Origin of the sequence: Streptococcus sp. SS-4456 (assembly GCF_036680365.1) — a bacterium.
Classification (GTDB): domain Bacteria; phylum Bacillota; class Bacilli; order Lactobacillales; family Streptococcaceae; genus Streptococcus.
In genome coordinates this window covers 1-23,704 of sequence record NZ_JAVIHI010000007.1, presented here as the reverse complement: position 1 = coordinate 23,704, position 23,704 = coordinate 1, and the positions used below count along the sequence as shown (strand labels likewise).

General features: G+C 41.5%; 24 protein-coding genes. 16 read left to right on the top strand and 8 right to left on the bottom strand.

The features are described 5' to 3' along the window. Position 1 precedes the first annotated feature (1 nt). A complete protein-coding gene (locus RFK25_RS03260; RefSeq protein WP_332411470.1) occupies positions 2–955 on the top strand; it encodes an ABC transporter permease in 954 nt (317 codons plus the stop codon). Positions 956–1,119: 164 nt separating this feature from the next. After that, complete coding sequence (locus tag RFK25_RS03255) at positions 1,120–1,653, top strand: dihydrofolate reductase family protein (RefSeq protein ID WP_332411469.1); 534 nt, start codon at positions 1,120–1,122, stop codon at positions 1,651–1,653. Positions 1,654–1,690: 37 nt separating this feature from the next. Here the strand turns inward: RFK25_RS03255 and RFK25_RS03250 are convergent, their stop codons facing one another. Next, on the bottom strand, positions 1,691–2,674 hold the full coding sequence (locus RFK25_RS03250; protein WP_332411468.1) for an L-lactate dehydrogenase: 984 nt from the start codon (positions 2,672–2,674) through the stop codon (positions 1,691–1,693). Between the two features lie 187 nt (positions 2,675–2,861). Here RFK25_RS03250 and gyrA point away from each other — a divergent pair, with 187 nt between their 5' ends. From gyrA to radC, 3 genes are all read left to right on the top strand, one after another. Next, positions 2,862–5,312, top strand: coding sequence for a DNA gyrase subunit A (gene gyrA, locus RFK25_RS03245; protein ID WP_332411467.1), 2,451 nt, complete (start codon positions 2,862–2,864; stop codon positions 5,310–5,312). 6 nt (positions 5,313–5,318) lie between these two features. Beyond that, positions 5,319–6,068, top strand: coding sequence for a class A sortase (locus tag RFK25_RS03240; protein WP_105117929.1), 750 nt, complete (start codon positions 5,319–5,321; stop codon positions 6,066–6,068). Positions 6,069–6,144: 76 nt separating this feature from the next. Beyond that, on the top strand, positions 6,145–6,825 hold the full coding sequence (gene radC / locus RFK25_RS03235; protein WP_332411466.1) for a RadC family protein: 681 nt from the start codon (positions 6,145–6,147) through the stop codon (positions 6,823–6,825). Positions 6,826–6,867: 42 nt separating this feature from the next. Here the strand turns inward: radC and RFK25_RS03230 are convergent, their stop codons facing one another. The 6 genes from RFK25_RS03230 to RFK25_RS03205 form a co-directional block, all read right to left on the bottom strand. Next, complete coding sequence (locus RFK25_RS03230) at positions 6,868–7,509, bottom strand: redox-sensing transcriptional repressor Rex (protein ID WP_172091357.1); 642 nt, start codon at positions 7,507–7,509, stop codon at positions 6,868–6,870. A gap of 180 nt (positions 7,510–7,689) precedes the next feature. Then, positions 7,690–7,893, bottom strand: coding sequence for a DUF4649 family protein (locus RFK25_RS03225; RefSeq protein WP_332411463.1), 204 nt, complete (start codon positions 7,891–7,893; stop codon positions 7,690–7,692). Positions 7,894–7,895: 2 nt separating this feature from the next. Beyond that, a complete protein-coding gene (locus RFK25_RS03220) occupies positions 7,896–8,240 on the bottom strand; it encodes a DUF1831 domain-containing protein (RefSeq protein ID WP_332411462.1) in 345 nt (114 codons plus the stop codon). Position 8,241: 1 nt separating this feature from the next. Next, positions 8,242–9,357 (bottom strand): cysteine desulfurase family protein, encoded by a 1,116-nt coding sequence (locus RFK25_RS03215; RefSeq protein WP_332411460.1) that lies wholly within the window; start codon positions 9,355–9,357, stop codon positions 8,242–8,244. Between the two features lie 11 nt (positions 9,358–9,368). Continuing rightward, positions 9,369–10,346: a ribose-phosphate diphosphokinase gene (locus tag RFK25_RS03210; RefSeq protein ID WP_332411458.1), complete on the bottom strand. Its 978-nt coding sequence runs from the start codon at positions 10,344–10,346 to the stop codon at positions 9,369–9,371. Positions 10,347–10,469: 123 nt separating this feature from the next. Continuing rightward, entirely contained in the window at positions 10,470–11,045 is a 576-nt protein-coding gene (locus RFK25_RS03205) for a CYTH domain-containing protein (protein ID WP_332411456.1), read from the bottom strand. An 86-nt stretch (positions 11,046–11,131) separates the two neighbouring features. Here RFK25_RS03205 and RFK25_RS03200 point away from each other — a divergent pair, with 86 nt between their 5' ends. From RFK25_RS03200 to mutY, 8 genes are all read left to right on the top strand, one after another. Beyond that, positions 11,132–11,803, top strand: a complete 672-nt coding sequence (locus tag RFK25_RS03200; RefSeq protein ID WP_105114800.1) for a GTP pyrophosphokinase — start codon at positions 11,132–11,134, stop codon at positions 11,801–11,803. Beyond that, positions 11,787–12,605, top strand: coding sequence for an NAD kinase (locus RFK25_RS03195; protein WP_105124854.1), 819 nt, complete (start codon positions 11,787–11,789; stop codon positions 12,603–12,605). The genes RFK25_RS03200 and RFK25_RS03195 overlap by 17 nt, the downstream gene beginning before the upstream one ends. Continuing rightward, positions 12,605–13,498, top strand: a complete 894-nt coding sequence (locus RFK25_RS03190) for an RluA family pseudouridine synthase (protein WP_332411455.1) — start codon at positions 12,605–12,607, stop codon at positions 13,496–13,498. The genes RFK25_RS03195 and RFK25_RS03190 overlap by 1 nt, the downstream gene beginning before the upstream one ends. A 20-nt stretch (positions 13,499–13,518) precedes the next feature. Further along, complete coding sequence (gene pta / locus RFK25_RS03185) at positions 13,519–14,505, top strand: phosphate acetyltransferase (RefSeq protein WP_332411454.1); 987 nt, start codon at positions 13,519–13,521, stop codon at positions 14,503–14,505. A 4-nt stretch (positions 14,506–14,509) separates the two neighbouring features. Further along, positions 14,510–16,246: an ABC transporter ATP-binding protein gene (locus RFK25_RS03180; RefSeq protein ID WP_332411452.1), complete on the top strand. Its 1,737-nt coding sequence runs from the start codon at positions 14,510–14,512 to the stop codon at positions 16,244–16,246. Then, entirely contained in the window at positions 16,233–17,963 is a 1,731-nt protein-coding gene (locus tag RFK25_RS03175; RefSeq protein ID WP_332411451.1) for an ABC transporter ATP-binding protein, read from the top strand. The genes RFK25_RS03180 and RFK25_RS03175 overlap by 14 nt, the downstream gene beginning before the upstream one ends. A gap of 1 nt (position 17,964) precedes the next feature. Continuing rightward, positions 17,965–18,396: a PaaI family thioesterase gene (locus RFK25_RS03170; RefSeq protein WP_332411449.1), complete on the top strand. Its 432-nt coding sequence runs from the start codon at positions 17,965–17,967 to the stop codon at positions 18,394–18,396. A 153-nt stretch (positions 18,397–18,549) separates the two neighbouring features. After that, positions 18,550–19,707 (top strand): A/G-specific adenine glycosylase, encoded by a 1,158-nt coding sequence (gene mutY, locus RFK25_RS03165; protein ID WP_332411448.1) that lies wholly within the window; start codon positions 18,550–18,552, stop codon positions 19,705–19,707. A gap of 558 nt (positions 19,708–20,265) precedes the next feature. Here the strand turns inward: mutY and RFK25_RS03160 are convergent. Then, positions 20,266–21,063 (bottom strand): helix-turn-helix domain-containing protein, encoded by a 798-nt coding sequence (locus RFK25_RS03160; protein WP_443035548.1) that lies wholly within the window; start codon positions 21,061–21,063, stop codon positions 20,266–20,268. Positions 21,064–21,192: 129 nt separating this feature from the next. Here RFK25_RS03160 and RFK25_RS03155 point away from each other — a divergent pair, with 129 nt between their 5' ends. The 3 genes from RFK25_RS03155 (at position 21,193) to RFK25_RS03145 (ending at position 23,548) form a co-directional block, all read left to right on the top strand. Beyond that, on the top strand, positions 21,193–21,666 hold the full coding sequence (locus RFK25_RS03155) for a hypothetical protein (RefSeq protein WP_332411444.1): 474 nt from the start codon (positions 21,193–21,195) through the stop codon (positions 21,664–21,666). Between the two features lie 49 nt (positions 21,667–21,715). Continuing rightward, complete coding sequence (locus RFK25_RS03150; protein ID WP_332411442.1) at positions 21,716–22,225, top strand: hypothetical protein; 510 nt, start codon at positions 21,716–21,718, stop codon at positions 22,223–22,225. Between the two features lie 171 nt (positions 22,226–22,396). Then, positions 22,397–23,548, top strand: coding sequence for an iron-containing alcohol dehydrogenase (locus tag RFK25_RS03145; protein WP_332411440.1), 1,152 nt, complete (start codon positions 22,397–22,399; stop codon positions 23,546–23,548). Positions 23,549–23,704 lie beyond the last annotated feature (156 nt).

Sequence of the window (23,704 nt, the reverse complement as noted above, 5' to 3'; positions counted from 1 at the left end):
GATGAATATTTCCATTCTTGCCTTACTCATTTCGCAGATGTTAATCTACTCAGCACCCCTGATTTTTACAAGTCTTGGTGGTGTCTTCTCTGAACGTGGCGGTATCGTAAACGTGGGTTTGGAGGGGATTATGGTTATCGGTGCCTTTGCCGGCGTTGTCTTCAACATTGAATTTGCTGAAACCTTTGGTAAATCAACTCCTTTGTTAGCAATCCTAGTTGGTGGTTTAGCAGGAGTTCTATTTGCAGCAGTTCATGCCATGGCTACCATTAACTTCCGTGCAGACCACGTCGTATCTGGTACAGTGTTGAACCTTCTAGCTCCAGCCTTGGGTGTCTTCCTTGTCAAAGTTATCTATAACAAGGGACAAACTGACAGCATCACTCAGTCATTTGGTAAGTTTTCATTCCCAGTATTGGCTGATATTCCGGTTATTGGAGATATTTTCTTTAAGAATACGAGTTTGATGGGCTATGTTGCAATTGCAACAGCATTCCTGGCATGGTTCATACTCTATAAGACTAAGTTTGGTCTACGTCTTCGTTCAGTAGGTGAACACCCACAAGCAGCTGACACGCTTGGTATCAACGTATACGCTATGCGATATGCAGGGGTATTGATTGCAGGCTTCCTTGGTGGTGTTGGTGGTGCAGTAAGTGCCCAATCCGTAAACATCAACTTCTCTGCAACAACCATCGTTGGTTCAGGTTTCATCGCCTTGGCCGCAGTAATCTTTGGTAAGTGGAATCCAATTGGTGCCATGTTGGCTAGTCTTTTCTTTGGATTATCTCAAAGTTTGGCAGTGGTTGGAAGTCAGCTTCCAGGTTTGAAAGATATTCCGACAGTATATCTACAAATCGCACCTTACCTTATCACAGTCGTTGCCCTTTCTGCCTTCTTCGGAAAAGCAGTCGCACCAAAAGCTGATGGTGTTAACTATATTAAATCTAAGTAATAAAAAGGTCCAGTGGACCTTTTTATCATGAGCTTGAAAATCAGAAGGCAAACTAGTCTGGCAGCATAGATGACACTTTTTGCTCGAAATTAAAATCCATCTTCTGCCTAATATAGATTTTTATGTTATACTTGGTTACTCGAGAATATGTGAGGAGGAAAGTTATGGCTAGACGCCTAGTTTTGAATATTGCAATGAGTTTAGACGGTTATATCGCTCGAACAGACGGGAGTTATGATTGGATAGAGGGGCATGGTACAGATAAATATGACACGACCTTGCAATTCGATAATCCCGCATTTTTCAGTAGCTGTGATACGGTCATCATGGGGCGAAAATCATTGGAAGATTGCCCTCTGGAGATGATTGAGGGATATCAGGAAAAGCAGTTTATTATTGCCAGTCGTTCTGAATATGCTAACTATAACAATGTACGATTTGTAAAGGACATTGTTGCAGAAATCGAGCAATTGCGGGCAGAAGAAGGTGGTGATATCTGGCTATTCGGAGGTGCTGGACTTGTACAGGCATGCTTAGAAGAAAAAGTTATTGACCATATCATTATCGGTATCATTCCCACAATTTTGGGAGAAGGAATTTCCCTATTTAATACTCTTCCAGAGGAACAAAAGCTGGCCTTGGTAGAATCAACAGTCGCTGATGGCATTGCCATGTTACGGTATGATATACGAAAATAGAAAAAAGGTGGACCAATGGTTCACCTTTTTAGTCTACTTAGTTTTTAACACCAGCAGCAATCTCTGGGTTAGCGAAGGCATCATCGATGATGTCTTTTAATTGCTTAGCAGAAGCTTGCATTTTTTGCAATTCTGAATCGTTCAATGGGATGTTTACTGGACGAACGATACCGTGTGCGCCGATGATAGCTGGTTGACCGATGAAGACATCTTCAACACCCTTATATTGACCAGCTTGGTAAACTGACAATGGAAGAACTGCATTTTCATCGTCAAAGATTGCTTTTGTGATACGAGCAAGAGCAACACCGATACCGTAGTAAGTAGCACCTTTTTTGTTGATGATAGAGTAAGCAGCGTCACGAACGGATACAAACAAGTCAACAAGACCTTGCTCATCGATGTCGCGATTGTCTTGCAACCAATCATACAATTTCACACCAGCAACGTTTGCGTGTGACCAAACTGCAAATTCAGAGTCACCGTGCTCACCCATGATGTAGGCGTGAACTGAACGAGCGTCGATGCCGATTTTGTCAGCCAAGGCTTGACGGAAGCGAGCTGAGTCAAGAGAAGTACCAGAACCGATAACGCGTTCTTTAGGGAAACCAGAGAATTTCCAAGTTGAGTAAGTCAAGACATCAACTGGGTTAGCAGCAACAAGGAAGATACCGTTGAAACCAGATTTAACAATTTCAGTAACGATTTGTTGGTTGATACGAAGGTTTTTCTCTACCAATTCAAGACGAGTTTCACCTGGTTTTTGTGGCAAACCAGCTGTCAAAACAACTAGGTCTGCATCGTGAGCATCTGAATACTCAGCAGAGTAGATTTTTTTAGGTGAAGTGAAGGCCAATGCGTGGCTCAAATCTTCTGCGTCACCTTGTGTACGGTCTTTGTTGATATCGATGATACCCAATTCTTGACCGATACCTTGGTTAACAAGGGCATAAGCATAAGCTGAACCTACGGCACCATCACCGACAAGGATAACTTTTTTGTGTTGTTTAGTTGCAGTCATTCTAAACATCTCCTTAGTTTTATTTGGGGATGATATCATCCCAACCATCTACCATTCTAGCACTTTTTATGCCTTTTGTCACTTGTGAAAGGGACTTTGAAAATGTTTACATGATAGTTTCCAATAAAGAGTTTTATCGTAAAATATGGTATAATAGAGGCACAATGACTGTTGAAAGAGGCATAAGATGCAAGATAAAAACTTAGTAACGGTAAACCTGACAAATGAGATGAAATCATCCTTCATCGACTATGCGATGAGTGTTATCGTTTCACGTGCTTTGCCAGATGTGCGTGATGGTCTCAAGCCTGTTCATCGCCGTATTTTGTACGGAATGAATGAGTTAGGGATTACACCAGATAAACCACATAAGAAATCAGCCCGTATTACAGGGGATGTTATGGGTAAATACCACCCACACGGTGATAGTGCTATTTATGAGGCCATGGTCCGTATGGCGCAGTGGTGGTCGTATCGCCACATGTTGGTAGATGGTCACGGAAACTTTGGTTCTATGGACGGTGATGGTGCGGCCGCCCAACGTTATACAGAGGCACGCATGAGTAAGATTGCTCTGGAAATGCTCCGTGATATTAACAAGAATACTGTAAACTTTGCGGACAACTATGATGCTAGTGAGCGTGAGCCAGAAGTTCTACCGGCTCGCTTCCCTAACCTGCTAGTAAACGGTACAACAGGTATCGCTGTAGGTATGGCGACCAATATTCCGCCCCATAACTTGGGTGAGACGATCGAAGCTGTCAAGCTGGTCATGGATAATCCAGAGGTAACAACTCGTGAAATCATGGAAGTCTTGCCTGGTCCTGACTTTCCAACTGGTGCCTTGGTCATGGGGAAATCTGGTATTCACCGGGCCTATGAGACTGGGAAAGGCTCTATTACCCTACGTTCTCGTACGGAGATTGAAGAATATGGCAATGGCCGTGAGCGGATTGTCGTAACCGAGTTTCCATATATGGTCAATAAATCCAAGGTTCAAGAACATATTGTCAAATTGGTGCAAGAAAAGCGCATCGATGGGATTACAGCTGTTCGGGATGAATCCAACCGCGAGGGTGTACGTTTTGTTATCGAAGTTCGCCGTGATGCTTCTGCCAACGTTATTTTGAATAATTTATTCAAGCAAACCCAGTTGCAGACCAACTTTAGTTTCAACATGTTGGCCATCCAAAACGGGGTACCGAAAATTCTTTCTGTCCGTCAGATTTTAGAATCCTATATTGAACACCAGAAGGAAGTAGTCACTCGTCGTACGCAATTCGATAAAGAAAAAGCAGAAGCGCGTGCTCATATCTTGGAAGGCTTGCTGATTGCCCTTGACCACATTGATGAGGTCATTCGCATTATCCGTAATTCAGAAACGGACGCTATTGCCCAGGCTGAGTTGATGGAGAAATTTGAGCTTTCTGAACGTCAGAGCCAGGCTATTCTTGATATGCGCCTCCGTCGATTGACAGGCTTGGAACGTGACAAAATTCAGTCTGAATATGATGAGCTGATTGCCTTGATTGCTGATTTGGCTGATATTTTGGCCAAACCAGAGCGTGTTGTCACGATTATCAAAGAAGAATTGGATGAGGTTAAGCGCAAGTACGCTGACCCACGTCGTACAGAATTGATGGTCGGAGAAGTTCTTTCTCTTGAAGATGAGGACTTGATTGAGGAAACAGATGTCTTGATTACCCTGTCAAATCAAGGATACATAAAACGTCTGGCTCAGGATGAATTCCAGGCTCAGAAACGTGGTGGACGTGGTGTTCAAGGAACAGGTGTCAAGGACGATGATTTTGTGCGTGAGTTGGTTTCGACCAGCACACATGACCGCCTCTTGTTCTTTACCAATAAAGGTCGTGTTTATCGTTTGAAGGGGTATGAAATCCCTGAGTATGGTCGTACGGCTAAAGGTTTGCCAGTTGTCAACTTGCTCAAGTTGGAAGAAAATGAAGCAATCCAGACTATCATCAACGTGACCAAGGACCAAGAAGCAGACAGCTATCTTTTCTTCGCAACCCGTCAAGGTGTTGTCAAACGGACTAGTGTTTCAGAATTTGCCAATATCCGTCAAAGTGGTCTTAAGGCCTTGAACCTGAAAGAAGATGATGAATTGATTAACGTCTTCTTGACAAATGGTCAGGCGGATATTATCATGGGTACTAAATTTGGTTATTCTGTTCGCTTTACAGAAACAGATGTTCGAAATATGGGGCGTACTGCAACTGGTGTTCGTGGTATCAATTTACGTGAGGGAGATCAGTTGGTTGGTGCGACCATGATTTCAGATGACCAGGAAGTCCTTGTCTTGACAGAAAAAGGTTTTGGTAAGCGAACACCAGCCAGCGAATATCCTACCAAAGGCCGTGGTGGTAAGGGGATTAAGACCCTTAAAGTTGCAGAGAAAAATGGTTCTTTAGCGGGATTGACTACTGTATCGGGCGATGAGGATATTATGGTGATTACAGATACCGGTGTTATCATCCGAACCAGTGTTGCCAATATTTCCCAAACTGGTCGTTCAACCATGGGTGTCAAGGTCATGCGTCTAAACGATGAGGCAAAAATTATGACATTTGCATTAGTGGATGCTGCAGATGTCAAGAATGAAGAAGAGCAGGAGTAGAATTCTATGTCAAAACGTGCTAAAAGTAAAAAAGGAAAAAGTGGGATTTGGCGTAATCTTCTAGCTTTATTGCTGGTTTTGATTTCTCTAGCTCTCATCTTTAACACTTCTATCCGTAATTTTATAATTGGATGGAATACCAATAAATATCAGATTTCTAAAGTCACTGCTGAAGACATTGAAAAAAACAAAGAGGCAGAAACAACTTTTGATTTTGAACAGGTGCAGGCCATTTCTACAGAAGCTATATTGGCTGCCCAGTGGGAAGCCCAACGTTTACCAGTAATTGGTGGTATTTCAATCCCAGAACTTGGAATCAATTTACCTATTTTCAAAGGTGTGGGGAACACATCTTTAATGTACGGTGCTGGAACCATGAAGGAAACCCAGGAAATGGGGAAAGGGAATTATGCTTTGGCTAGTCACCACATTTTTGGTGTAGCCGGTGCCGCAGATGTTCTCTTCTCTCCATTGGATAGGGCCCAGAATGGTATGAAAATCTATATTACTGACAAGACCAATGTTTATACTTATGTGATTGACAGTGTGCAGACAGTTACACCTGAGAGTGTCTATGTTATTGATGATGTAGAAGGACGTACAGAAGTAACCTTGGTAACTTGTACAGACTATGATGCGACTGCACGGATTATCGTAAAAGGTGTGCTAGAATCAACAACGCCTTATACTGAAACCTCACAAGATATACTTGATTCATTTAACAAATCATATAACCAATATGATTATGGTCAGTAAGGTTTAGGACTGAGAATTTTCTCAGTCCTTTTTAATTCTTTTGCTAGATTGCGAATAATTAGGTGAGGAGGATTTTATGTACCAAATTGATTTTAAGGAAGAGGCACTTTTGCCACGAGAAAGATTACTAGAAGTTGGGGCAGAAAAATTGAGTAATCAGGAATTATTGGCTATTTTTATCCGAACAGGAACCAAAAATGAGCCTGTTTCTATCCTGTCCAATAATCTACTCAATCGCTTGGAAAGTTTGGCTGCCCTTAGAGAGCTGTCTATTGAAGAATTGCAGAGCTTGACAGGCATCGGTCGTGTCAAAGCGATTGAAATCAAGGCCATGATTGAGCTAGGAAAACGGATTAACCAGTCGGAGCTTTTATTGAATGAACGTATTTTAGGAAGTGAGAAATTGGGCCGAAAGATGATCCAAGAACTTGGAGATAAAAAGCAAGAACATCTAGTTGCCCTCTATCTCAATACGCAAAATCAGATTATCAGTCAAAAGACTATTTTTATAGGAAGTGTCAACCGGAGTATTGCTGAGCCAAGAGAAATCCTGCATTATGCGGTAAAATGCATGGCAACATCCATTGTCATTGTTCATAATCATCCGTCGGGATCCGTTGAGCCAAGTAGGAACGATTTATTATTTACCGAGAATTTAAAAAAGTCCTGCGAAACACTAGGACTGGTCTTGTTGGATCATTTGATTGTAGGAAATAAGGACTATTATTCTTTTAGGGAAGAAAGTGAGCTATTTTAGAGGATAAAAAGAGAGGAGCCGGGAATTCGGTTCCTCTGTTCATTATTCACCCTTGCGCATAAAATAGAGAAGGGTTTGCAACTCGCTGGTCAGGTCAACATACTGAACGACTACATCTTTGGGAACCGATAAATTGACCGGAGAGAAACTGAGAATGCCTTTGACACCAGCTTCGACTAATATATCGGTTACCTCTTGAGCCTTGATACTTGGTACGGTCAGAATCGCTGTTTGGGCATCTGCTTCCAAAATACGTTCTTTGATTTCAGAAATAGCATGGATGGGAATATTTTCATCAACGGTTCCAACCGCTGGATTGTCATCCGCTTCAAAGGCCATGACAATTTTCATTTTATTACGCTCATGGAAGCGGTAGTGGAGTAGGGCACGCCCCATATTTCCAACACCGACAAGCATAACATTGGTGATGGAATTATCGTTCAGAATTTCCGCAAAGAAATCCATCAATTCTTTTACATTGTAGCCAAAGCCACGGCGACCTAGTTCACCGAAGTAGGAGAAGTCACGGCGCACGGTTGCGGAGTCGATACCGATGGCTTCTGCAATTTCCTTGGAGCTAGCTTTTTCAATATTGCCGGCATAAAAGCGTTTAAAGATACGATAGTAGAGAGAAAGGCGCTTGGCAGTTGCGCGCGGGATATCTGCTTTTTTTTCGTTTTTCACAATGACCTCCTTAAATATGGTTGACGACAATACTATACTAGCTGACTGGTCTAATGCTTATTTTACTTGAGTATAGGCCTACCAATTTTTCATTCATTTTCAATTCTTTCTTCTATTCTAGTCCAAGATTGTGAAAAAATCAACAGATTGGATTGAAAAAGACTAAGCATAAAATGTTGCCTAGTCTAGTGTTTGAAAGTAGCGGTAGAGGTCACCAATGGTTCCTTTATAATCTAACTGGTGACCATCTCGTATTAGTTTGGTTACAGGATAGTAATCAGGAAGAGTGAGGCAACCTGAGAAGGCCAGTTTGGCTGCATCCAGATTGTCAAACTCTTGTTTTCTATCTATTTTGTAAGCATCTTGATAGTGAACAATAATCATGCTTAACCTTCCTTTGTAAATAGGTCACGGTCCACTAAGCTATCCATCAAGAAGTAGAATTTTTCCTGGATGACCTTGTTTCCATTTTCTTTAAAGATATTGACCAAGTGCAAGCCAGATTTGTCTGTGATGTTGATTTTAAAACCATTCAACTCTTTATTGACAATAATCTTTAAAAGAAAACCCTGATTTGAGTTAGGAACTTCTTCCAAGAGGCGCGTGAGTTGGTAGTGACCTGCTTTTGTTTGTTCAAAAGTGGTATCTTTTAGGGTGTATTTTTTGATGTTAGGGCTAATGTGATAGGTAAATGCGCAATCTTTTAGGCTAACTGATTGTTGAAAGGCCATTTTATCCTCCAATAATTTTTTTTAATTCTGTAAGAAGAATATCTATCTCTTCTAGGGTATTTGTTTCAGATAGGCTGATACGGATGGACTCTTTCAATCGATGAGATTCTTTTCCGTACATGGCTTCCAGTACATGACTGTTCTGAACAACGCCAGCAGTACAAGCTGACCCACTTGAAACTGCAATTCCAGCCAGGTCTAATCTCATCAGAACTTGCTCATTGAGCTTGTCTGGGAAACCTATGTTGATGACATGAGGGAGATGGGAACCAGCTTGATTGATATAAAATGAAGCCCCATCTAGTCCGGAAATGAGGTGTTCTTTCAAACTTTCAATATGGGCTGTATGTTGCTCAAGTAACTGGATTTGTTCCTTGAGGGCAAGTGCCATGGCAGCTATTCCTGGTAGGTTCTCTGTGCCTGCTCGGTGTTGTCGCTCTTGCTTACCTCCATGAATAAGTGCGTCAAATCCTTGCAAGCGACTATATAGAAAACCAACTCCCTTTGGTCCGTGAAATTTATGGGCAGATGCAGCTAGAAAATCAATCCCATAGTCAGTGGGCTTCACATCCATTTTTCCGATTGCCTGCACAGCATCTACATGGAAGACTGCCTGATGGTCGGCCAATAGTTGACCAATTTCTTTAATGGGAAGCAGTTGGCCAGTTTCATTGTTGGCAAACATGGTACTGACCAAGATGGTATCTGGGCGTAGGGCTTCTTGGATTTGCTGGGCAGTGATGACCTGATTGATCGGCTGAATATAGGTTACTTCAAACCCAAAGCGTTCCTCAAGGTATTGCATAGTATGAAGAACTGCATGGTGCTCGATAGCAGTAGTAATCAGGTGTTTGCCTTTGGCTTGATTGGCAAGGGCATAGCCCTGAATAGCCAAATTATCAGCCTCAGACCCTCCAGCTGTAAAAATGATGTGATCTGCTGGGAGATCGAGAACTTGGGCGATATCTTGTCTGGCTTGGCGTAAAATTTGGTTGGCTTTTCTTCCAGCCTGGTGAATACTGGAAGGGTTGCCATAGGTTTCTTGCGCTACTTCCAACATCCGTCGGAGAGCAGTGGGAGATAGGGCAGTGGTGGCTGCATTATCTAAATAAATCAAATAAGGTACTCCTAGTTCTCTTTTTCTGGATTTGTAAACTTAAAGAGTGGGCTGAGTGGTTGGTGTTTTTGAATACGATGGATGGCATCAGCAATCAAGTCACTAGCAGTAATAAAGGCGATATTTTTAGGCTCTTGTTCCTTACTTGCGACTGAATCGGTTACAAGGATTTCTTTGATTGGAGAAGCGTCCAGAAGTTCCGCCGCACTACCCGCGAACAGACCATGGCTGGCAACAGCGTAAATTTCAGTAGCTCCGCCCTCTTGAACGATTTTTGAGGCTTGTGAGAAGGTCCGACCAGTATTTAGGATATCGTCAACTAAGATAGCTTTTTTACCAGCAACATCTCCGATGATGTAACCTTCTGCACGCTCAGAATCATCTTGAGCGTAATCGATAATAGCAATAGGAGCATTCAAAAATTCTGCGATATTCCGCGCACGTTTGATACCCGAATTTTTTGGACTAACGATGACGACGTCTTCACCACAGAGCCCTTTTTCCATATAGTAAGAAGCGAATAATGGCTCTGTAAGAAGGTTATCAACGGGGATATCAAAGAAACCTTGGATTTGAGAAGCGTGTAAATCGAGAGTTAGGACACGGTCAACACCTGCTTTGACCAACATATTGGCAACAAGTTTAGCAGTAATTGGTTCGCGTGGAGATGCGGTACGGTCCTGACGAGCATAGCCAAAATAAGGCATAACTGCAGTAATCGTATTGGCACTTGCACGTTTGCAGGCATCAATCATAATCAGCAATTCCCACAAGTGGTTGTTGACTGGGTAGCTAGTAGATTGGATGATATAAACATCTACACCGCGGACAGATTCTTCAATGTTGATTTGGATTTCACCGTCTGAAAACTGGCGTGATGATAATTTTCCTAGTGGAAGACCAGCTGATGCGGCAATTTTTTCAGCGATGGCACGATTGCTATTGAGTGAGAAGATTTTAATGTTATTTTCACCGAGTGGTTGACCCATTTTCAAGTAACTCCTTTTACACACTAAGCTTTTATGAGAAACATAAAAGAAAATTTTACAATAGATGGTTCTATTCTATCAAAAAAAAGAAATTTTTTCAGTATTCAAGTAAAAAAATCAGCCTTATTGGACTGATTTTCGATGGCTAGCAGTTCGTGCAACCTTACTGCTGGCATATTTAAATTGGATGGAGTTCTTCTTGAGAAAGTCTTCAAAGAGAATTTTTCCTTCATGGGCATCCGTCACTTCAACTTCCAGTTCATAGTCCACTTGTCCAGCGTATTCATTTTCATCTAGGGCCATCAGTCCGATGGAGGTTTCTTTTTCATGACGTTTGGTAGTCAGGCTCCCCCAGACAGCCAGTTTGTCAATCGGAACATCTGTGGCTGAGATGATGTCGGCAATGTGTCCTGCGGGCAGTTGGAAGTTTTCGATTAACTGATGAGCAGTCTGGATGTCTAGAACTTGATTGTACTCTTGATTGCCAATTTCCTGGGGAATTTTTAGGGTCAGCTCTGCTATTTCCTTAAAAGTCCGAATACGGAGTGAAAAACGGTGGTTCTTCATATCTAAATCAGGAGTGTCAATATAGTGGTTGGTTTGAAGAACAGGGCTTACGTCTGAAAAATCAGAGAGAAGGCGTAGGTACTCGGATTTGGTTAATAAGGTTTTATACTCAATTTCAAGGTGGTTTTTCATGCAGTAAACCCTTTCAATGTGTTATAATAGAATAGTCTTTGTGTTATTCTAATACAATTTAAAAATTTTGACAAGAAAGGGGCAGTATGGACTTTAACTGGGAAGAATTTTTAGACCCCTATATCCAGACAGTAGGTGAGTTGAAAATCAAACTGCGTGGTATTCGCAAGCAGTACCGGAAAGCCAATCGCCACTCTCCTATAGAGTTCGTGACTGGTCGGGTAAAGCCTATTGAATCCATTAAGGAAAAGATGGCCCTACGACAGATTAAGTTAGAAAATCTGGCTCAAGATATGCAGGATATTGCTGGGCTTCGAATTATGGTTCAATTTGTGGACGATATTGAGGAAGTCTTGGCGATTTTACGCAAGCGCAAAGATATGCAGATTGTTCACGAAAGGGATTATATTAACTACCGAAAGGCTTCTGGCTACCGGTCCTATCATGTAGTTATTTCATACCCCGTGGACACCATAAATGGCAATGAAACGGTATTGGCAGAAATCCAAATCCGTACTCTTTCTATGAACTTCTGGGCGACCATTGAGCATTCCCTAAATTATAAGTACAAAGGAAATTTTCCTGAAGAAATCAAGAAACGCTTGGAAGTGACAGCAAAGATTGCCTATGAATTAGATGAGGAGATGCGAAAAATCCGTAACGACATTCAGGAGGCCCAGGCCTTATTCGATCCTGCACATAGGAAGCTGAATGACGGTGTCGGAAATAGTGATGATACAGATGAAGAATACAGGTAGAAAAAAAATCGCTCTGCTCGCTAGCCGAAATCCAAAGAGTGAGGCAGTTTCCAAAGAACTTTGGACAAAATTGAAAGAAGCAAATTTCATACTGACACCTAAAAATCCTGATATTGTGATTTCAATCGGTGGTGATGGTATGCTCCTGTCGGCCTTTCATAAGTATGAAAAGTTGATTGACCGTGTGCGTTTTGTCGGTATTCATACAGGCCATCTAGGATTTTATACGGATTACCGTGACTTTGAAGTAGATAAACTGATTGAAAACCTTAAATTAGATACAGGTGCAAGGGTGTCCTATCCCATTTTGAATGTCAAGGTCAAACTACTGGATGGTCGGGTTGTGGAGGCGCGTGCTCTGAATGAGGCGACTATCAAGCGTTTATCCAAAACCATGGTGGCAGACGTCATTATCAACAATGTACCGTTTGAACGCTTTAGGGGAGATGGCATCTCGGTATCTACTCCAACAGGTTCGACGGCCTACAATAAATCCTTAGGTGGAGCTGTCTTGCATCCGACCATTGAGGCCCTGCAGATTGCAGAAGTAGCCAGTCTAAATAACCGCGTTTATCGGACCTTGGGTTCTTCTATAGTGGTTCCAAAAAAAGACAAGATAGTCATTGAGCCCAAACATAGTGACCGCTATTCTATTGCCGTTGATAACAAGACCTATGTTTATGATAATATCGAAAAGATAGAGTACCAGATTGACCAGCATAAAATTCATTTTCTTGCTACGCCAAGTCACACCAGTTTTTGGAATCGGGTCAAAGATGCCTTCATTGGAGAGGTGGAGTAATGCGGTTTGAATTTATAGCTGACCAGCATACCAAGATTAAAACCTTTCTGAAGAAGCATGGTGTTTCAAAGGGCTTGTTGGCAAAAATCAAGTACACAGGTGGCAATATTTGGGTCAATGATATGGAACGCAATGCAACTTACTTGCTTGATATTGGAGATAGGGTTACAATTGACATACCAGCTGAGGAGGATTTGACTGGAAGTTTGAAACCGATTTCCTTTCCGCTGGATATTATCTATGAAGATGATCACTTTCTTGCTATCAATAAGCCAGTTGGATATGCTTCGATACCCTCAGCACTCCATTCTTCTACCATTGCCAATTTTGTCAAGGGCTATCTGGTCGATCAGGCTTATGAAAACAAACAGGTTCATATTGTCACGCGCCTAGACAGGGATACTTCTGGTGTCATGCTCTTTGCCAAGCATGGCTATGCCCATGCTCGACTGGACAAGCAGTTGCAGGCCAAGCTGATTCACAAACGCTATTATGCTCTGGTTAAGGGAGAGGGTGTTTTGGAAGCAGAGGGAGATATCATTGCCCCAATTGGTCGTCCAGAAAATAGTATTATCACACGTTGTGTGACCAAGACGGGAAAATATGCCCATACTTCCTATCGACTTGTGCAATCATGGGGAGATATTCATTTGGTAGACATTCAGTTGCACACTGGTCGAACACATCAGATTCGTGTCCATTTTTCACATATTGGTTTTCCTTTATTGGGAGATGATATGTATGGTGGCAGTTTAGAATGTGGTATTCAACGTCAGGCTTTGCATTGTCACAATTTGGCTTTTGACAATCCCTTCTCAGCCCAAAGGATTGACTTGGAAGCTCCACTTCCAGACGACTTTCAGGCTGTTATTACATTGTTAACTAATAAATAATATTTAAAAGGAGAATTTTAATGGAAATTCGGAATTTATTTGGTGAAATGAAGCAAAAAATCGTAGGTAAAAAACTACGTATCGTTTTCCCAGAAGGTACAGATGAGCGCGTCGTGCGTGCAGCAGCTCGTTTGAAATTTGAAGGTTTGGTAGAGCCTATCATCCTTGGTGTGCCAGAAGATGTTCATACTTTGTTGACAGACTTTGGTTTCTCAAACCCTGGGATCACAGTTATTGATCCTAACAATTACGCAAACTTCGATGCCATGAAGCATGAATTTGTTACTCTTCGTAAAGGCAAGGTTGATGAGGCGCAGGCCGATGAAATTTTGCGTGATGTCAACTACTTTGGTGTGATGTTGGTACAAATGGGATTAGCAGAAGGTATGGTTTCAGGTGCAATCCACTCAACAGCAGATACTGTACGTCCTGCCCTTCAAATTATTAAGACAAAACCAGGTGTTAAGCGTACTTCGGGTGTCTTCTTGATGGTTAAAGACCAGCACAAGTTTGTCTTTGGTGACTGTGCAATCAACATTGAACCAGATGCAGAAACCTTGGCAGAGATTGCCATCCAATCAGCAGAGACTGCAAAAACATTTGGTATCGATCCAAAAGTAGCTATGATTTCATACTCAACAAAAGGTTCAGGTTCAGGTCCACGTGTTGATAAGGTTGTAGAAGCGACTCGCTTGGCTCAAGAACTTCGCCCAGACCTATTGATTGATGGAGAACTGCAGATGGATGCTGCCTTGGTTCCTGATACAGCACGTTTGAAAGCACCTGGAAGTCCAGTAGCAGGTCAAGCCAATGTCTTTGTCTTCCCAGCTATTGAAGCAGGAAATATCACTTACAAGGTTGTAGAACGTCTTGGTGGTTACGAAGCGGTAGGTCCGGTCTTGCAAGGTTTGAATAAGCCTGTGAACGATCTTTCACGTGGATGCAGTTCAGAAGATGTTTACAAGCTTGGTATCATCACAGCTGCACAAGCAATTGCTGCTGAATAAACGGATGAAAAGATTTTTTAGATATTTTAAACCCTATCAGAAGGAAGCGATCCTAGGTCCCGTTTTTAAACTATTAGAAGCTAGTTTTGAGCTCCTAGTCCCTTTAATTATCGCTTTCATTGTTGATACAATCATTCCAAATGGCAATCAGGGGGACCTGGTTGCCATGCTTTTATTATTGGTTGGTCTAGCTTGTGTCGGTATTTTCGTTTCACTTACTGCCCAGTATTTCTCAGCTAAGGCGGCGGTTGGAGTGACAAAAGCTTTGACCAATGACTTGTACCAGAAGGTTCTTTCGCTTCCGAAATCTAGTCGGGATATTCTTTCGTCTTCAAGTCTATTGACCAGACTGACCAGTGATACCATGCAAATTCAGACAGGAATCAATACATTTTTACGATTATTTTTACGGGCGCCGATTGTTGTATTTGGTTCGCTGATGATGGCCTTCTACATTAGTCCTAGTTTGTCTGTCTATTTTCTAGGAATGATTATCCTCTTACTTATCATAGTGACAGGAATTTCCATTATTACTAGCCGCATGTATCAATCCATTCGCAAGGATGTAGATAGTCTGGTAGGGCAGGTACGAGAAACGGTTACTGGATGGCGAGTAATTCGTGCCTTTGGGCAAAGAGCACGTGAAATCAGTGCTTTCCAAGGGGTTAATCAGATTTACAAGAAACAACAGTTGCAGGCTGGTTTCTGGTCTAGTCTCTTGTCTCCATTAACATTTTTAGTAGTAAATGGTACCCTACTCATTCTTATCTGGCAAGGCAATCTTGCAATTTCACAAAACTTACTTGAACAGGGGATGTTGGTTGCCCTCATCAACTACCTTCTTCAAATTTTAGTAGAATTGGTCAAGATGATTATGGTTGTTTCTACCCTTAATCAGACCTATATTTCAGCCCAGCGTATCCAAGAGGTTTTTGAACAAGAATCTGAGGATGTGGAAGCGGATTTGCCAGAAGTACAATTTAATGATAAGGAGCTGGTTTTTTCAGTCAACAATCTTTCTTTCACTTATCCTAAATCTGCTGAGCAGGCTCTATTGGATATAACCTTTGAACTGCCTAAGGGACAGTTTATGGGAATAATCGGTGGTACGGGGTCTGGTAAATCGACATTGGTGGATTTGTTACAAGCACTTTATTCTTTGCCGCCCCAACAGCTTTCTCACTCTATCGATGGGAAAAGTCCTAAGAACCTAAAAGAATGGCGACAACAAATTGCTATCGTTCCTCAAGTAGCCCAACTTTTTGCTGGAACCGTTCGTTCCAATCTTTCATTGGGCTTAGACGCTGTGGCGGATAGCGACTTGTGGGCAGCCCTGGAAATTGCTCAGGCAAGATCTTTCGTTGAGGAGAAAGGTGGTTTAGATAGTTCTATAGAAGCCTTTGGGAAGAATTTTTCTGGCGGACAAAGACAACGCTTGACCATTGCGCGTGCTATTTTACAGATGGCTCCAATATTGATTTTGGACGATGCAACATCCGCTCTGGATTATTTAACGGAAAGTCGCTTATTGGCAGCAATTCGTCAAGAATTTCCTGAACAGACCTTAATTATGGTGTCACAAAGAACCAATAGCTTGCGTATGGCTGATCAGATTTTGGTTTTGGATCAAGGTCACCAAGTTGGACTTGGTCGACATGAAGATTTGCTGAGAAGCTCTGCTATTTACCAAGAAATCGACCAATCTCAACATAGGGAGGAGGACAGCCATGAAGCAATCTAGTTTTAAACAACTGGTTCGATTGGTTTTCAAACAGCCTCTTAGAGTGACTATGATGCTCGTGGGAACCTTGGCACATGTCTTACTAACTGTGTATCTACCAATTTTGATTGGTCAAGCGGTTGATGCGGTTTTGCTAGCAGACAGCCAGATTTTGCTTGACTTACTAGGTAAAATGGCTCTTGTTATCCTACTCAATACCTTGGTGCAATGTTATCTCCCCCTTGAAACCAATCGTTTGGTCTATGGTATGGTTGCAGATTTGCGTGAGCAGGTCTATATAAAGTTGCATCAGCTGCCCTTATCTTATTTAGACCGTCAGTCAGTTGGTGACTTGGTTGCTCGTTTTTCAAGTGATAGTGAGCAGTTGACCAACGGGCTTTTAATGATTTTTAACCAATTTTTCATTGGTATGTTAACCATATTCCTAACTATTTTTACAATGGCTAGGCTAGATATGACCATGATGTTGGTCGTCGTAGCCTTGACCCCGCTTTCTCTACTTGTTGCACGTTATATTGCCAAGAAGTCCTATGGCTATTATAGGCAACAGACTCAAGCTCGTGGACAGCAATCTCAATTGTTAGAGGAATCCATCAGCCACTTGACCTTGGTTCAGTCTTTCAATGCTCAGGAGCAATTTACAGCGCATTTTCAAGCAGTCAATGACCAGTATGCGACCTATTCTCAAAAAGCGATTTTCGCCTCTTCAACGGTCAATCCAAGTACCCGCTTTGTCAATGCTCTCATCTATGCCTTGCTAGCTGGTCTGGGCGCCATGAGGATTATGGCTGGCAATTTTACAGTTGGCTCGCTGACAACTTTTCTCAATTATGCTAGTCAGTACAGCAAGCCCTTTAATGATATTTCTTCGGTCCTTTCGGAATTGCAGAGCGCTTTAGCTTGTGCAGACAGGCTGTTTGTTATCTTGGGTCAAGCTAGTATTGACGATCAGGCAGAGCGGAAAATTGATTCAGAGAAGTTAAAGGGAGCCATCTCCTTTGAAAATGTATCTTTTTCTTATAGAGATGACCAGTCTTTGATTGAAGACCTGAATATTGATGTCAAATCCGGCCAGAAAATTGCTATTGTTGGACCAACAGGAGCAGGAAAATCAACCATGATTAACCTTCTTATGCGTTTCTATGATGTGACAGAAGGACAAATTGTTTTAGATGGTGTTCCAATTAGCCAGTATAGCCGTGAGGACCTTCGCAGGCAAATTGGTATGGTTTTGCAGGAGACTTGGATAAAATCTGGGACCATTCATGAGAATATCGCCTATGGCTATCCTAATGCCACAAGGGAATTGGTCATTGAAGCTGCCAAGGCAGCCAATGCAGACTTCTTTATTCGACAACTTCCGCAGGGCTATGATACAGTTTTGACAGATGGAGGCGAATCCTTATCCCAAGGTCAACGTCAGCTCTTGTCCATTGCGCGTGTTTTTGTTAAAATCCCTAAAATCTTGATATTAGATGAGGCAACCTCCTCCATCGATACACGGACAGAACTCTTGGTACAAGAAGCCTTTGGCAAGTTGATGGAAGGGCGGACCAGCTTCATCATTGCCCACCGATTATCAACTATCCAGTCAGCTGACTTGATTTTGGTCATGGTGGATGGAAAAATTGTTGAACAAGGAAATCATGATGATTTAATGGCTAAACAAGGTATCTATTACCAAATGCAAAATAGCCAGCAATTAGGGGAGGATTAGAATGTTAGATAAACTGAAATTAAACTCTATTACAGTATTGGATGACTTTAATGTCGAGATGCTTGATGATCAACGAGTTATGCTAACAACTACAGTATCAGAGAGTTCTTTAAATCCATATGGAATGGCACATGGAGGCTATCTCTTTACGCTTGCCGATTCTGTTGCAGGATTAACGATTGTGGTCCAAGGTTCTTATGCAGTAACTCTGCAATCCAATATCCATTATATGAAAGCGGCTAAACCTGGAGATAATTTATCGGTAATTGGACATTGTACACACGATGGAAGTCGAACAAAGGTCGTCGAAGTTAAGATAGAAAATCAAGACGGAAAATCAATCGCCTCAGCAAGTTTTACCATGTTTGTGACTGGAAAGATTGAAAAAATTAGTGAGGCTGGGCAAAAGCCCAGCACCGCTTCTCAAAGTTAGTGTCAACATCTCAGCGCAGTGGTTGATTGGCAGATTTGTTCGTGTTTCACACTCCAAATCTGACCTAATCAACTGTGCGGGGGTGGGAAGACGAACTCTTCTATGAAAGGTCGAGTTCTTTCCCACTCCCTTTCTTTGTGTTATACTAGATTTATGTTAGATTTGAAAGAATATGGAATAGTTATGTGGCCTGAAGAAAAGGTTCAGGCTTTTCGTAAGGCACTTTTGGACTGGTATGATACCAATAAACGAGATTTACCTTGGAGAAGAACCAAGGATCCTTATGCAATTTGGGTATCAGAAATCATGCTCCAACAGACAAGGGTGGATACTGTTATTCCTTACTATGAACGTTTTCTTCATCACTTACCGACTATTGCTGATTTGGCTAAAGCTCCAGAGGAGGTCATACTCAAACTATGGGAAGGTTTGGGTTATTATTCTCGCGTTCGTAATATGCAACAGGCAGCTCAACAAATGGTGGAAGACTTTGCAGGGCAATTTCCGACCACGCATGCTGAAATTTCTAGTTTAAAAGGCATTGGCCCTTATACTGCTGGAGCCATTTCAAGTATAGCCTTTAATTTGCCAGAGCCAGCAGTAGATGGCAATGTTATGCGTGTTCTCAGTCGCCTATTTGAAGTGGATTACGATATTGGCTTGCCAACCAATCGCAAGATTTTTCAAGCCCTGATGGAAATTTTGATTGATCCAGATAGACCTGGAGATTTCAACCAAGCCCTGATGGATTTGGGCTCTGATATAGAATCACCAGTCAACCCACGTCCCCAGGACAGTCCAGTCAAAGACTTTAGCGCAGCTTATTTAAATGGAACCATGGACAAGTACCCTATCAAAGCACCAAAGAAAAAGCCAGTTCCAGTTGCCTATCAAGGCTTTATTATCCGCAATAAAGATAATCAATTTTTATTGGAAAAAAATAATGAAGCCGGGCTCTTATCAGGTTTTTGGTCCTTTCTGCTTTTGGAAAAAGGGGCAGTCGTTGACAAACAAGTTTCACTATTTGAAGTAGCAGAAGAAGTTGTTCAGCCGGATATGCGGCAGAGCTTTACAGAATGTTATGGTATGGCTGTTGATTGGCAGAAGCAAGAATTTGACACCGTTCAGCATATTTTCAGTCACCGCAAATGGCAGATAGAATTGATTGAAGGAGTTGCCGAAACAACCAAACTACTAGGAACCAAAGAATTAAAATGGGTTTCCGTAGAAGACTTTCCTATCTATCCCTTTGCCAAACCCCAGCAGAAGATGTGGGAGGTCTATGTGAGGGCTGTGGATAAAAAATATTAACATTCTAGCACATAATTGTTTGATAGCGTTTTCTAAAAGTGTTATAATACATTTGAAAAGAAATGAAGTATGATGTGGAACGCCATCAATCCCAGTGAAAGGAGAAAATTTGCGTTCATTGAATAGCACATACTACTAGTGGCTTTGCTCCGTAAGGCAGGGTTGCTAATAGGGGAAAAGTCCATTATCCCTACTTTGGTGCCTGAAGGCATCTGTTGGCAAAATGCTTAGCATTCACTCACACTTAGCCTTGCTACCCAGTTCAATCAAAAGTAGGCTAATCCTTATTCGTGTCGTAAATACTGTATGGTCAAGATAGATCCTTGGCTAGCAACCAAGAAAATCAGAAAACCTCTAGTGATTTTCATCATAATAAGCAATCTCCACACTTAGACAACAAAATAAGAGGACAATCAAAGACATAAGGGTAGCAGAATAATTACTTAATCATTAACTATTTGTCGTGCAACTTTGGTAATGGACTTTTCCAATTTAAAAGACAAAAGGGAGGCTGAAAGGCCTCCTTTTCGCTATTGTTATGTTTGGCTTTCCTATATGTTAGGATTGACTATAGACATCAATTACTCTACCGATTGGACGGATGTCATCTTCCTGGTTTAAATCAATATCCTCATAGTCAGGGTTGAGGGATTGTAAGTAAGAACCCTTGTATTTTTTAACAAAATTTTCCCCATTAACTGAGAAAATCCCAATTGAGTTCAGAGGAATGTCTGGTGTCAGACGAATAAAGAGGTAGTCCCCATCCTGAATACTAGGTGCCATGGAATCTCCGACAACCTGAGCGATTGTATCATATTGATGATTTTTAGGGATATCTTCGCTATAAAAGGATACTAGGTTGTCAAAGTCACTATCCTGCCAGTAGCCAGTACCAGCTGAAACCTTGCCAGGAACAGCCAATTCCGTTCGTTCACGGTAGTCATCTAGATGAAGTACAGTTGCTGATTTAGAATTAGAGATTTGCATTGCTGCTACTTGTTCTTGCCCGAAAGCAATCCACCTGTCATGAAATTCACCCTCTAGTGTCTGATCTAAAACCTGTGCTTGCTGAGAAATAGATTGCTTAAATTGTCCAAATTGGGCAGGGGTAAGCGTTAGGGCTATAGCTTGGTCTTCATCAAGTTTCTGAACCAAATCAGAAACAGCTATGTTCATGCCTTTTGCAACCTTCTCCAATGTTTCCATGGTTGGAAGGAGGGCTTTTTTTGTTTTAGGATGCTGATTTTTTTCTAACATAGAAATATATCCCTTGGTTAAACCAGATAGTTCTGCAAACCTATCCATAGATAGTTTGTTTTTAGTTCGAAATTCTTTTAAGATATCACCTAGAATCATGCCAGTACCTCGCTTTGTTTAACACATTATACCACAAGAATATTTTTTTGACAAATATTGTTTAACATGTTTGACAAAAATAAAAAATGGTGTTATGATGGTATCAAATCCTAGTTGGAGTGTGTAGAAATGAAAAATAATCTTGAGATTACTTGGACAGATATTTACAGAGAATGGGAAGTCTATGCAGAACATTTCCATTTGCATCCCTTGATGAGCAACGAAAGCAAGTTTCAAGCGGTTAGTCCTGAAATGAGCAGAGGTAGTCTGCTAACTTTTCAGCTATTAAATCATTATCTAGAGGATGAAGAAAAGTATGCAGCAGTATGGCTAGCCTCATTTTGTCGTGATTTAATGCAGGATTATGCTTATTTGTTAAATAGCCGAGCCTATATGTTGGTTAGTCAAGTTTATTTTCAGTCGGTCAAACAGTTTGATGTCTGTGTTCAAGCCTGGGCAAAACCGCTCACGAGATTACAACCAAAGTTATTTATCTCTCACCGAATGTTTGAAAATGCAGACCTAACCAATCTTGTCTGTCTTGTAGAACTGGCCATGATTCAGGCTAGTTTAATCCAAGCACAGATGCTTGAAAGAATGTAGAAAGGTAGATATGAACATGTTTATTTGGAATAAGAAAACGACAAACCTCTTGTCGGTTGTAGAATATTGGTCGGACCAATTGCTGGACTTAGGTATTTTAAAGAATACTGAAACATTAAGCCCTTTTTGCAGGCGCTGCCACAGCACTTGTGGAGTGAAAAATGTTCCGATTGTTTCAGGGAAATGGTTTCATGTAGAAAGCTTGTCCAACCAGTTATTGCTGTGTCAGGCATGTGAAATAGAGATGCCAAAGACTAAGCAAGCTGATGTTGTTTGGAAATGGTTAAAAGATGAAAGTAGTGAATATTACTGGACCATTGAGGCCATGAAAGAATACGAAAAACAGTTTCATACAAGTGTTCTACAAGAACTTTGGAATATAGGAATTAGGGATGGAGAAGAGGTAGAAATCCTAGTTCAAAAAGTGATGACAGATAGACACAAAATAGCTCCATCCTTCAATCGTGCCAGTCTTGCCCAAGCTTTCCGAGTAGAAATTGAAAAAATGCGTAAGGAAGCCTTTACAAACTGGACAGGGATATTTCAAATTGCCAGCTGAGTAAATCAGAATGAAATTTGATGTGATTGCAAGCAAGATTAGGAGTTTTATATATCATTTTATTTTGTTAAAAACGTCACATAATAGTTGAATATATCCGAGTTTTATAGTATAATAACATAAAGAAAAAACAATGTCATTAACTACTATAAATCTTACAGGAGGTTGTCTATGGCAACATTTTACGTCCCAGCGGTCAACTTGATTGGTCGCGGTTGTGTCAATGAAATCGGTGGTTACGTTAAGGATTTGGGCTACAAGAAGGCTCTGCTTGTGACGGATGAATTTATCCGCACTAGCGATATTCTTCCTAAGGTAACCAAGCCTCTGGATGAAGCAGGAGTAAACTATGTAGTATTCAGTCAGGTTGATCCAAACCCAACCTGTAAAAATGTTTATGATGGATTAGCTACTCTTCAAGAAAATGACTGTGATTTCATCATCTCAGTTGGTGGCGGATCCCCTCAAGATGCGGCAAGCTGTATTTCTATCATGGCAACTAATGGCGGTAAGCCACAAGACTATGAAGGTTTGCATAAGTCTGAAAAACTTGGCTTGCCTGTTGTGGCCATCAATACAACAGCAGGTACTTCAGCAGAAATTACTATCAACTATGTTATTACCGATGAAGATCGTAAGGTAAAAATGGTTATGGTAGACAAAAATAGCTTGGCTGTCATGTCAGTCAATGACCCTGAACTTATGCTCTCTAAACCAGCGGCTCTGACAGCAGCGACAGGTATGGATGCTCTAACTCATGCTATTGAAGCTTTGGTAACACCGGGTGCTTATGGTGTGACTAAGAAACTCTCTATGGGAGCGATTGAGCTTATCAAAGAGTACTTACCTCGTGCAGTTGAGAATGGACAGGATATCGAAGCTCGGGAAGCTATGGTTCATGCTATTTTCCTTGGAGGTATGAGTTTCAATAATGCTGGCTTAGGCTATGTTCATTCAATGGCTCACCAGTTGGGTGCTGTTTATGACCTGCCGCATGGTGTTTGCTGTGCTATGATTTTGCCAATCATCGAACGTGAGAATGCAAAACGTGTGCCTGCAGCCTTCCGTGATGTTGCTAAAGCACTAGGACTTGATATTGCAGGTAAATCTGATGAGGAATGTGCAGACTACGCCATTGCACAAATTGAAGAATTGTCTGCTAAAGTTGGTATTCCTAAGAAATTGACAGAGTTGGACATCAAGGAAGAAGAGTTTGACTTTGAATACCTATCTAAGAATGCCTTGATTGATGCCTGCGCACCGGGTAACCCATTCATGCCAACCTTGGAAGAAACCATCGCTTTTTATAAAGAATTGTTTTAACCAATAGATTTTAGAATTTAAATACCTACAATTAAGTATGTAAACGAAGATTGTAGGTATTTTTATTATGGCTTCGAGCCAGTTTTTCTCGTAGAGAAAAACAAGAAAACCACCAGCTATGCTGGTGGCTGACAAGGCTTTGAGCTTCCATTTCTT

Excerpts from the sequence above, each read along its gene's own strand:
- radC (WP_332411466.1), top strand. The coding sequence starts at position 6,145 with ATGTACCAAATTGATTTTAAGGAAGAGGCACTTTTGCCACGAGAAAGA.
- RFK25_RS03145 (WP_332411440.1), top strand. The coding sequence starts at position 22,397 with ATGGCAACATTTTACGTCCCAGCGGTCAACTTGATTGGTCGCGGTTGT.
- RFK25_RS03220 (WP_332411462.1), bottom strand. The coding sequence starts at position 8,240 with ATGGCCTTTCAACAATCAGTTAGCCTAAAAGATTGCGCATTTACCTAT.
- mutY (WP_332411448.1), top strand. The coding sequence starts at position 18,550 with ATGTTAGATTTGAAAGAATATGGAATAGTTATGTGGCCTGAAGAAAAG.
- RFK25_RS03155 (WP_332411444.1), top strand. The coding sequence starts at position 21,193 with ATGAAAAATAATCTTGAGATTACTTGGACAGATATTTACAGAGAATGG.
- RFK25_RS03255 (WP_332411469.1), top strand. The coding sequence starts at position 1,120 with ATGGCTAGACGCCTAGTTTTGAATATTGCAATGAGTTTAGACGGTTAT.
- RFK25_RS03190 (WP_332411455.1), top strand. The coding sequence starts at position 12,605 with ATGCGGTTTGAATTTATAGCTGACCAGCATACCAAGATTAAAACCTTT.
- RFK25_RS03200 (WP_105114800.1), top strand. The coding sequence starts at position 11,132 with ATGGACTTTAACTGGGAAGAATTTTTAGACCCCTATATCCAGACAGTA.
- RFK25_RS03160 (WP_443035548.1), bottom strand. The coding sequence starts at position 21,063 with ATGATTCTAGGTGATATCTTAAAAGAATTTCGAACTAAAAACAAACTA.
- RFK25_RS03195 (WP_105124854.1), top strand. The coding sequence starts at position 11,787 with ATGAAGAATACAGGTAGAAAAAAAATCGCTCTGCTCGCTAGCCGAAAT.
- RFK25_RS03205 (WP_332411456.1), bottom strand. The coding sequence starts at position 11,045 with ATGAAAAACCACCTTGAAATTGAGTATAAAACCTTATTAACCAAATCC.
- RFK25_RS03260 (WP_332411470.1), top strand. The coding sequence starts at position 2 with ATGAATATTTCCATTCTTGCCTTACTCATTTCGCAGATGTTAATCTAC.
- RFK25_RS03210 (WP_332411458.1), bottom strand. The coding sequence starts at position 10,346 with ATGGGTCAACCACTCGGTGAAAATAACATTAAAATCTTCTCACTCAAT.
- gyrA (WP_332411467.1), top strand. The coding sequence starts at position 2,862 with ATGCAAGATAAAAACTTAGTAACGGTAAACCTGACAAATGAGATGAAA.
- RFK25_RS03250 (WP_332411468.1), bottom strand. The coding sequence starts at position 2,674 with ATGACTGCAACTAAACAACACAAAAAAGTTATCCTTGTCGGTGATGGT.
- RFK25_RS03180 (WP_332411452.1), top strand. The coding sequence starts at position 14,510 with ATGAAAAGATTTTTTAGATATTTTAAACCCTATCAGAAGGAAGCGATC.
- RFK25_RS03240 (WP_105117929.1), top strand. The coding sequence starts at position 5,319 with ATGTCAAAACGTGCTAAAAGTAAAAAAGGAAAAAGTGGGATTTGGCGT.
- pta (WP_332411454.1), top strand. The coding sequence starts at position 13,519 with ATGGAAATTCGGAATTTATTTGGTGAAATGAAGCAAAAAATCGTAGGT.
- RFK25_RS03170 (WP_332411449.1), top strand. The coding sequence starts at position 17,965 with ATGTTAGATAAACTGAAATTAAACTCTATTACAGTATTGGATGACTTT.
- RFK25_RS03225 (WP_332411463.1), bottom strand. The coding sequence starts at position 7,893 with ATGATTATTGTTCACTATCAAGATGCTTACAAAATAGATAGAAAACAA.
- RFK25_RS03175 (WP_332411451.1), top strand. The coding sequence starts at position 16,233 with ATGAAGCAATCTAGTTTTAAACAACTGGTTCGATTGGTTTTCAAACAG.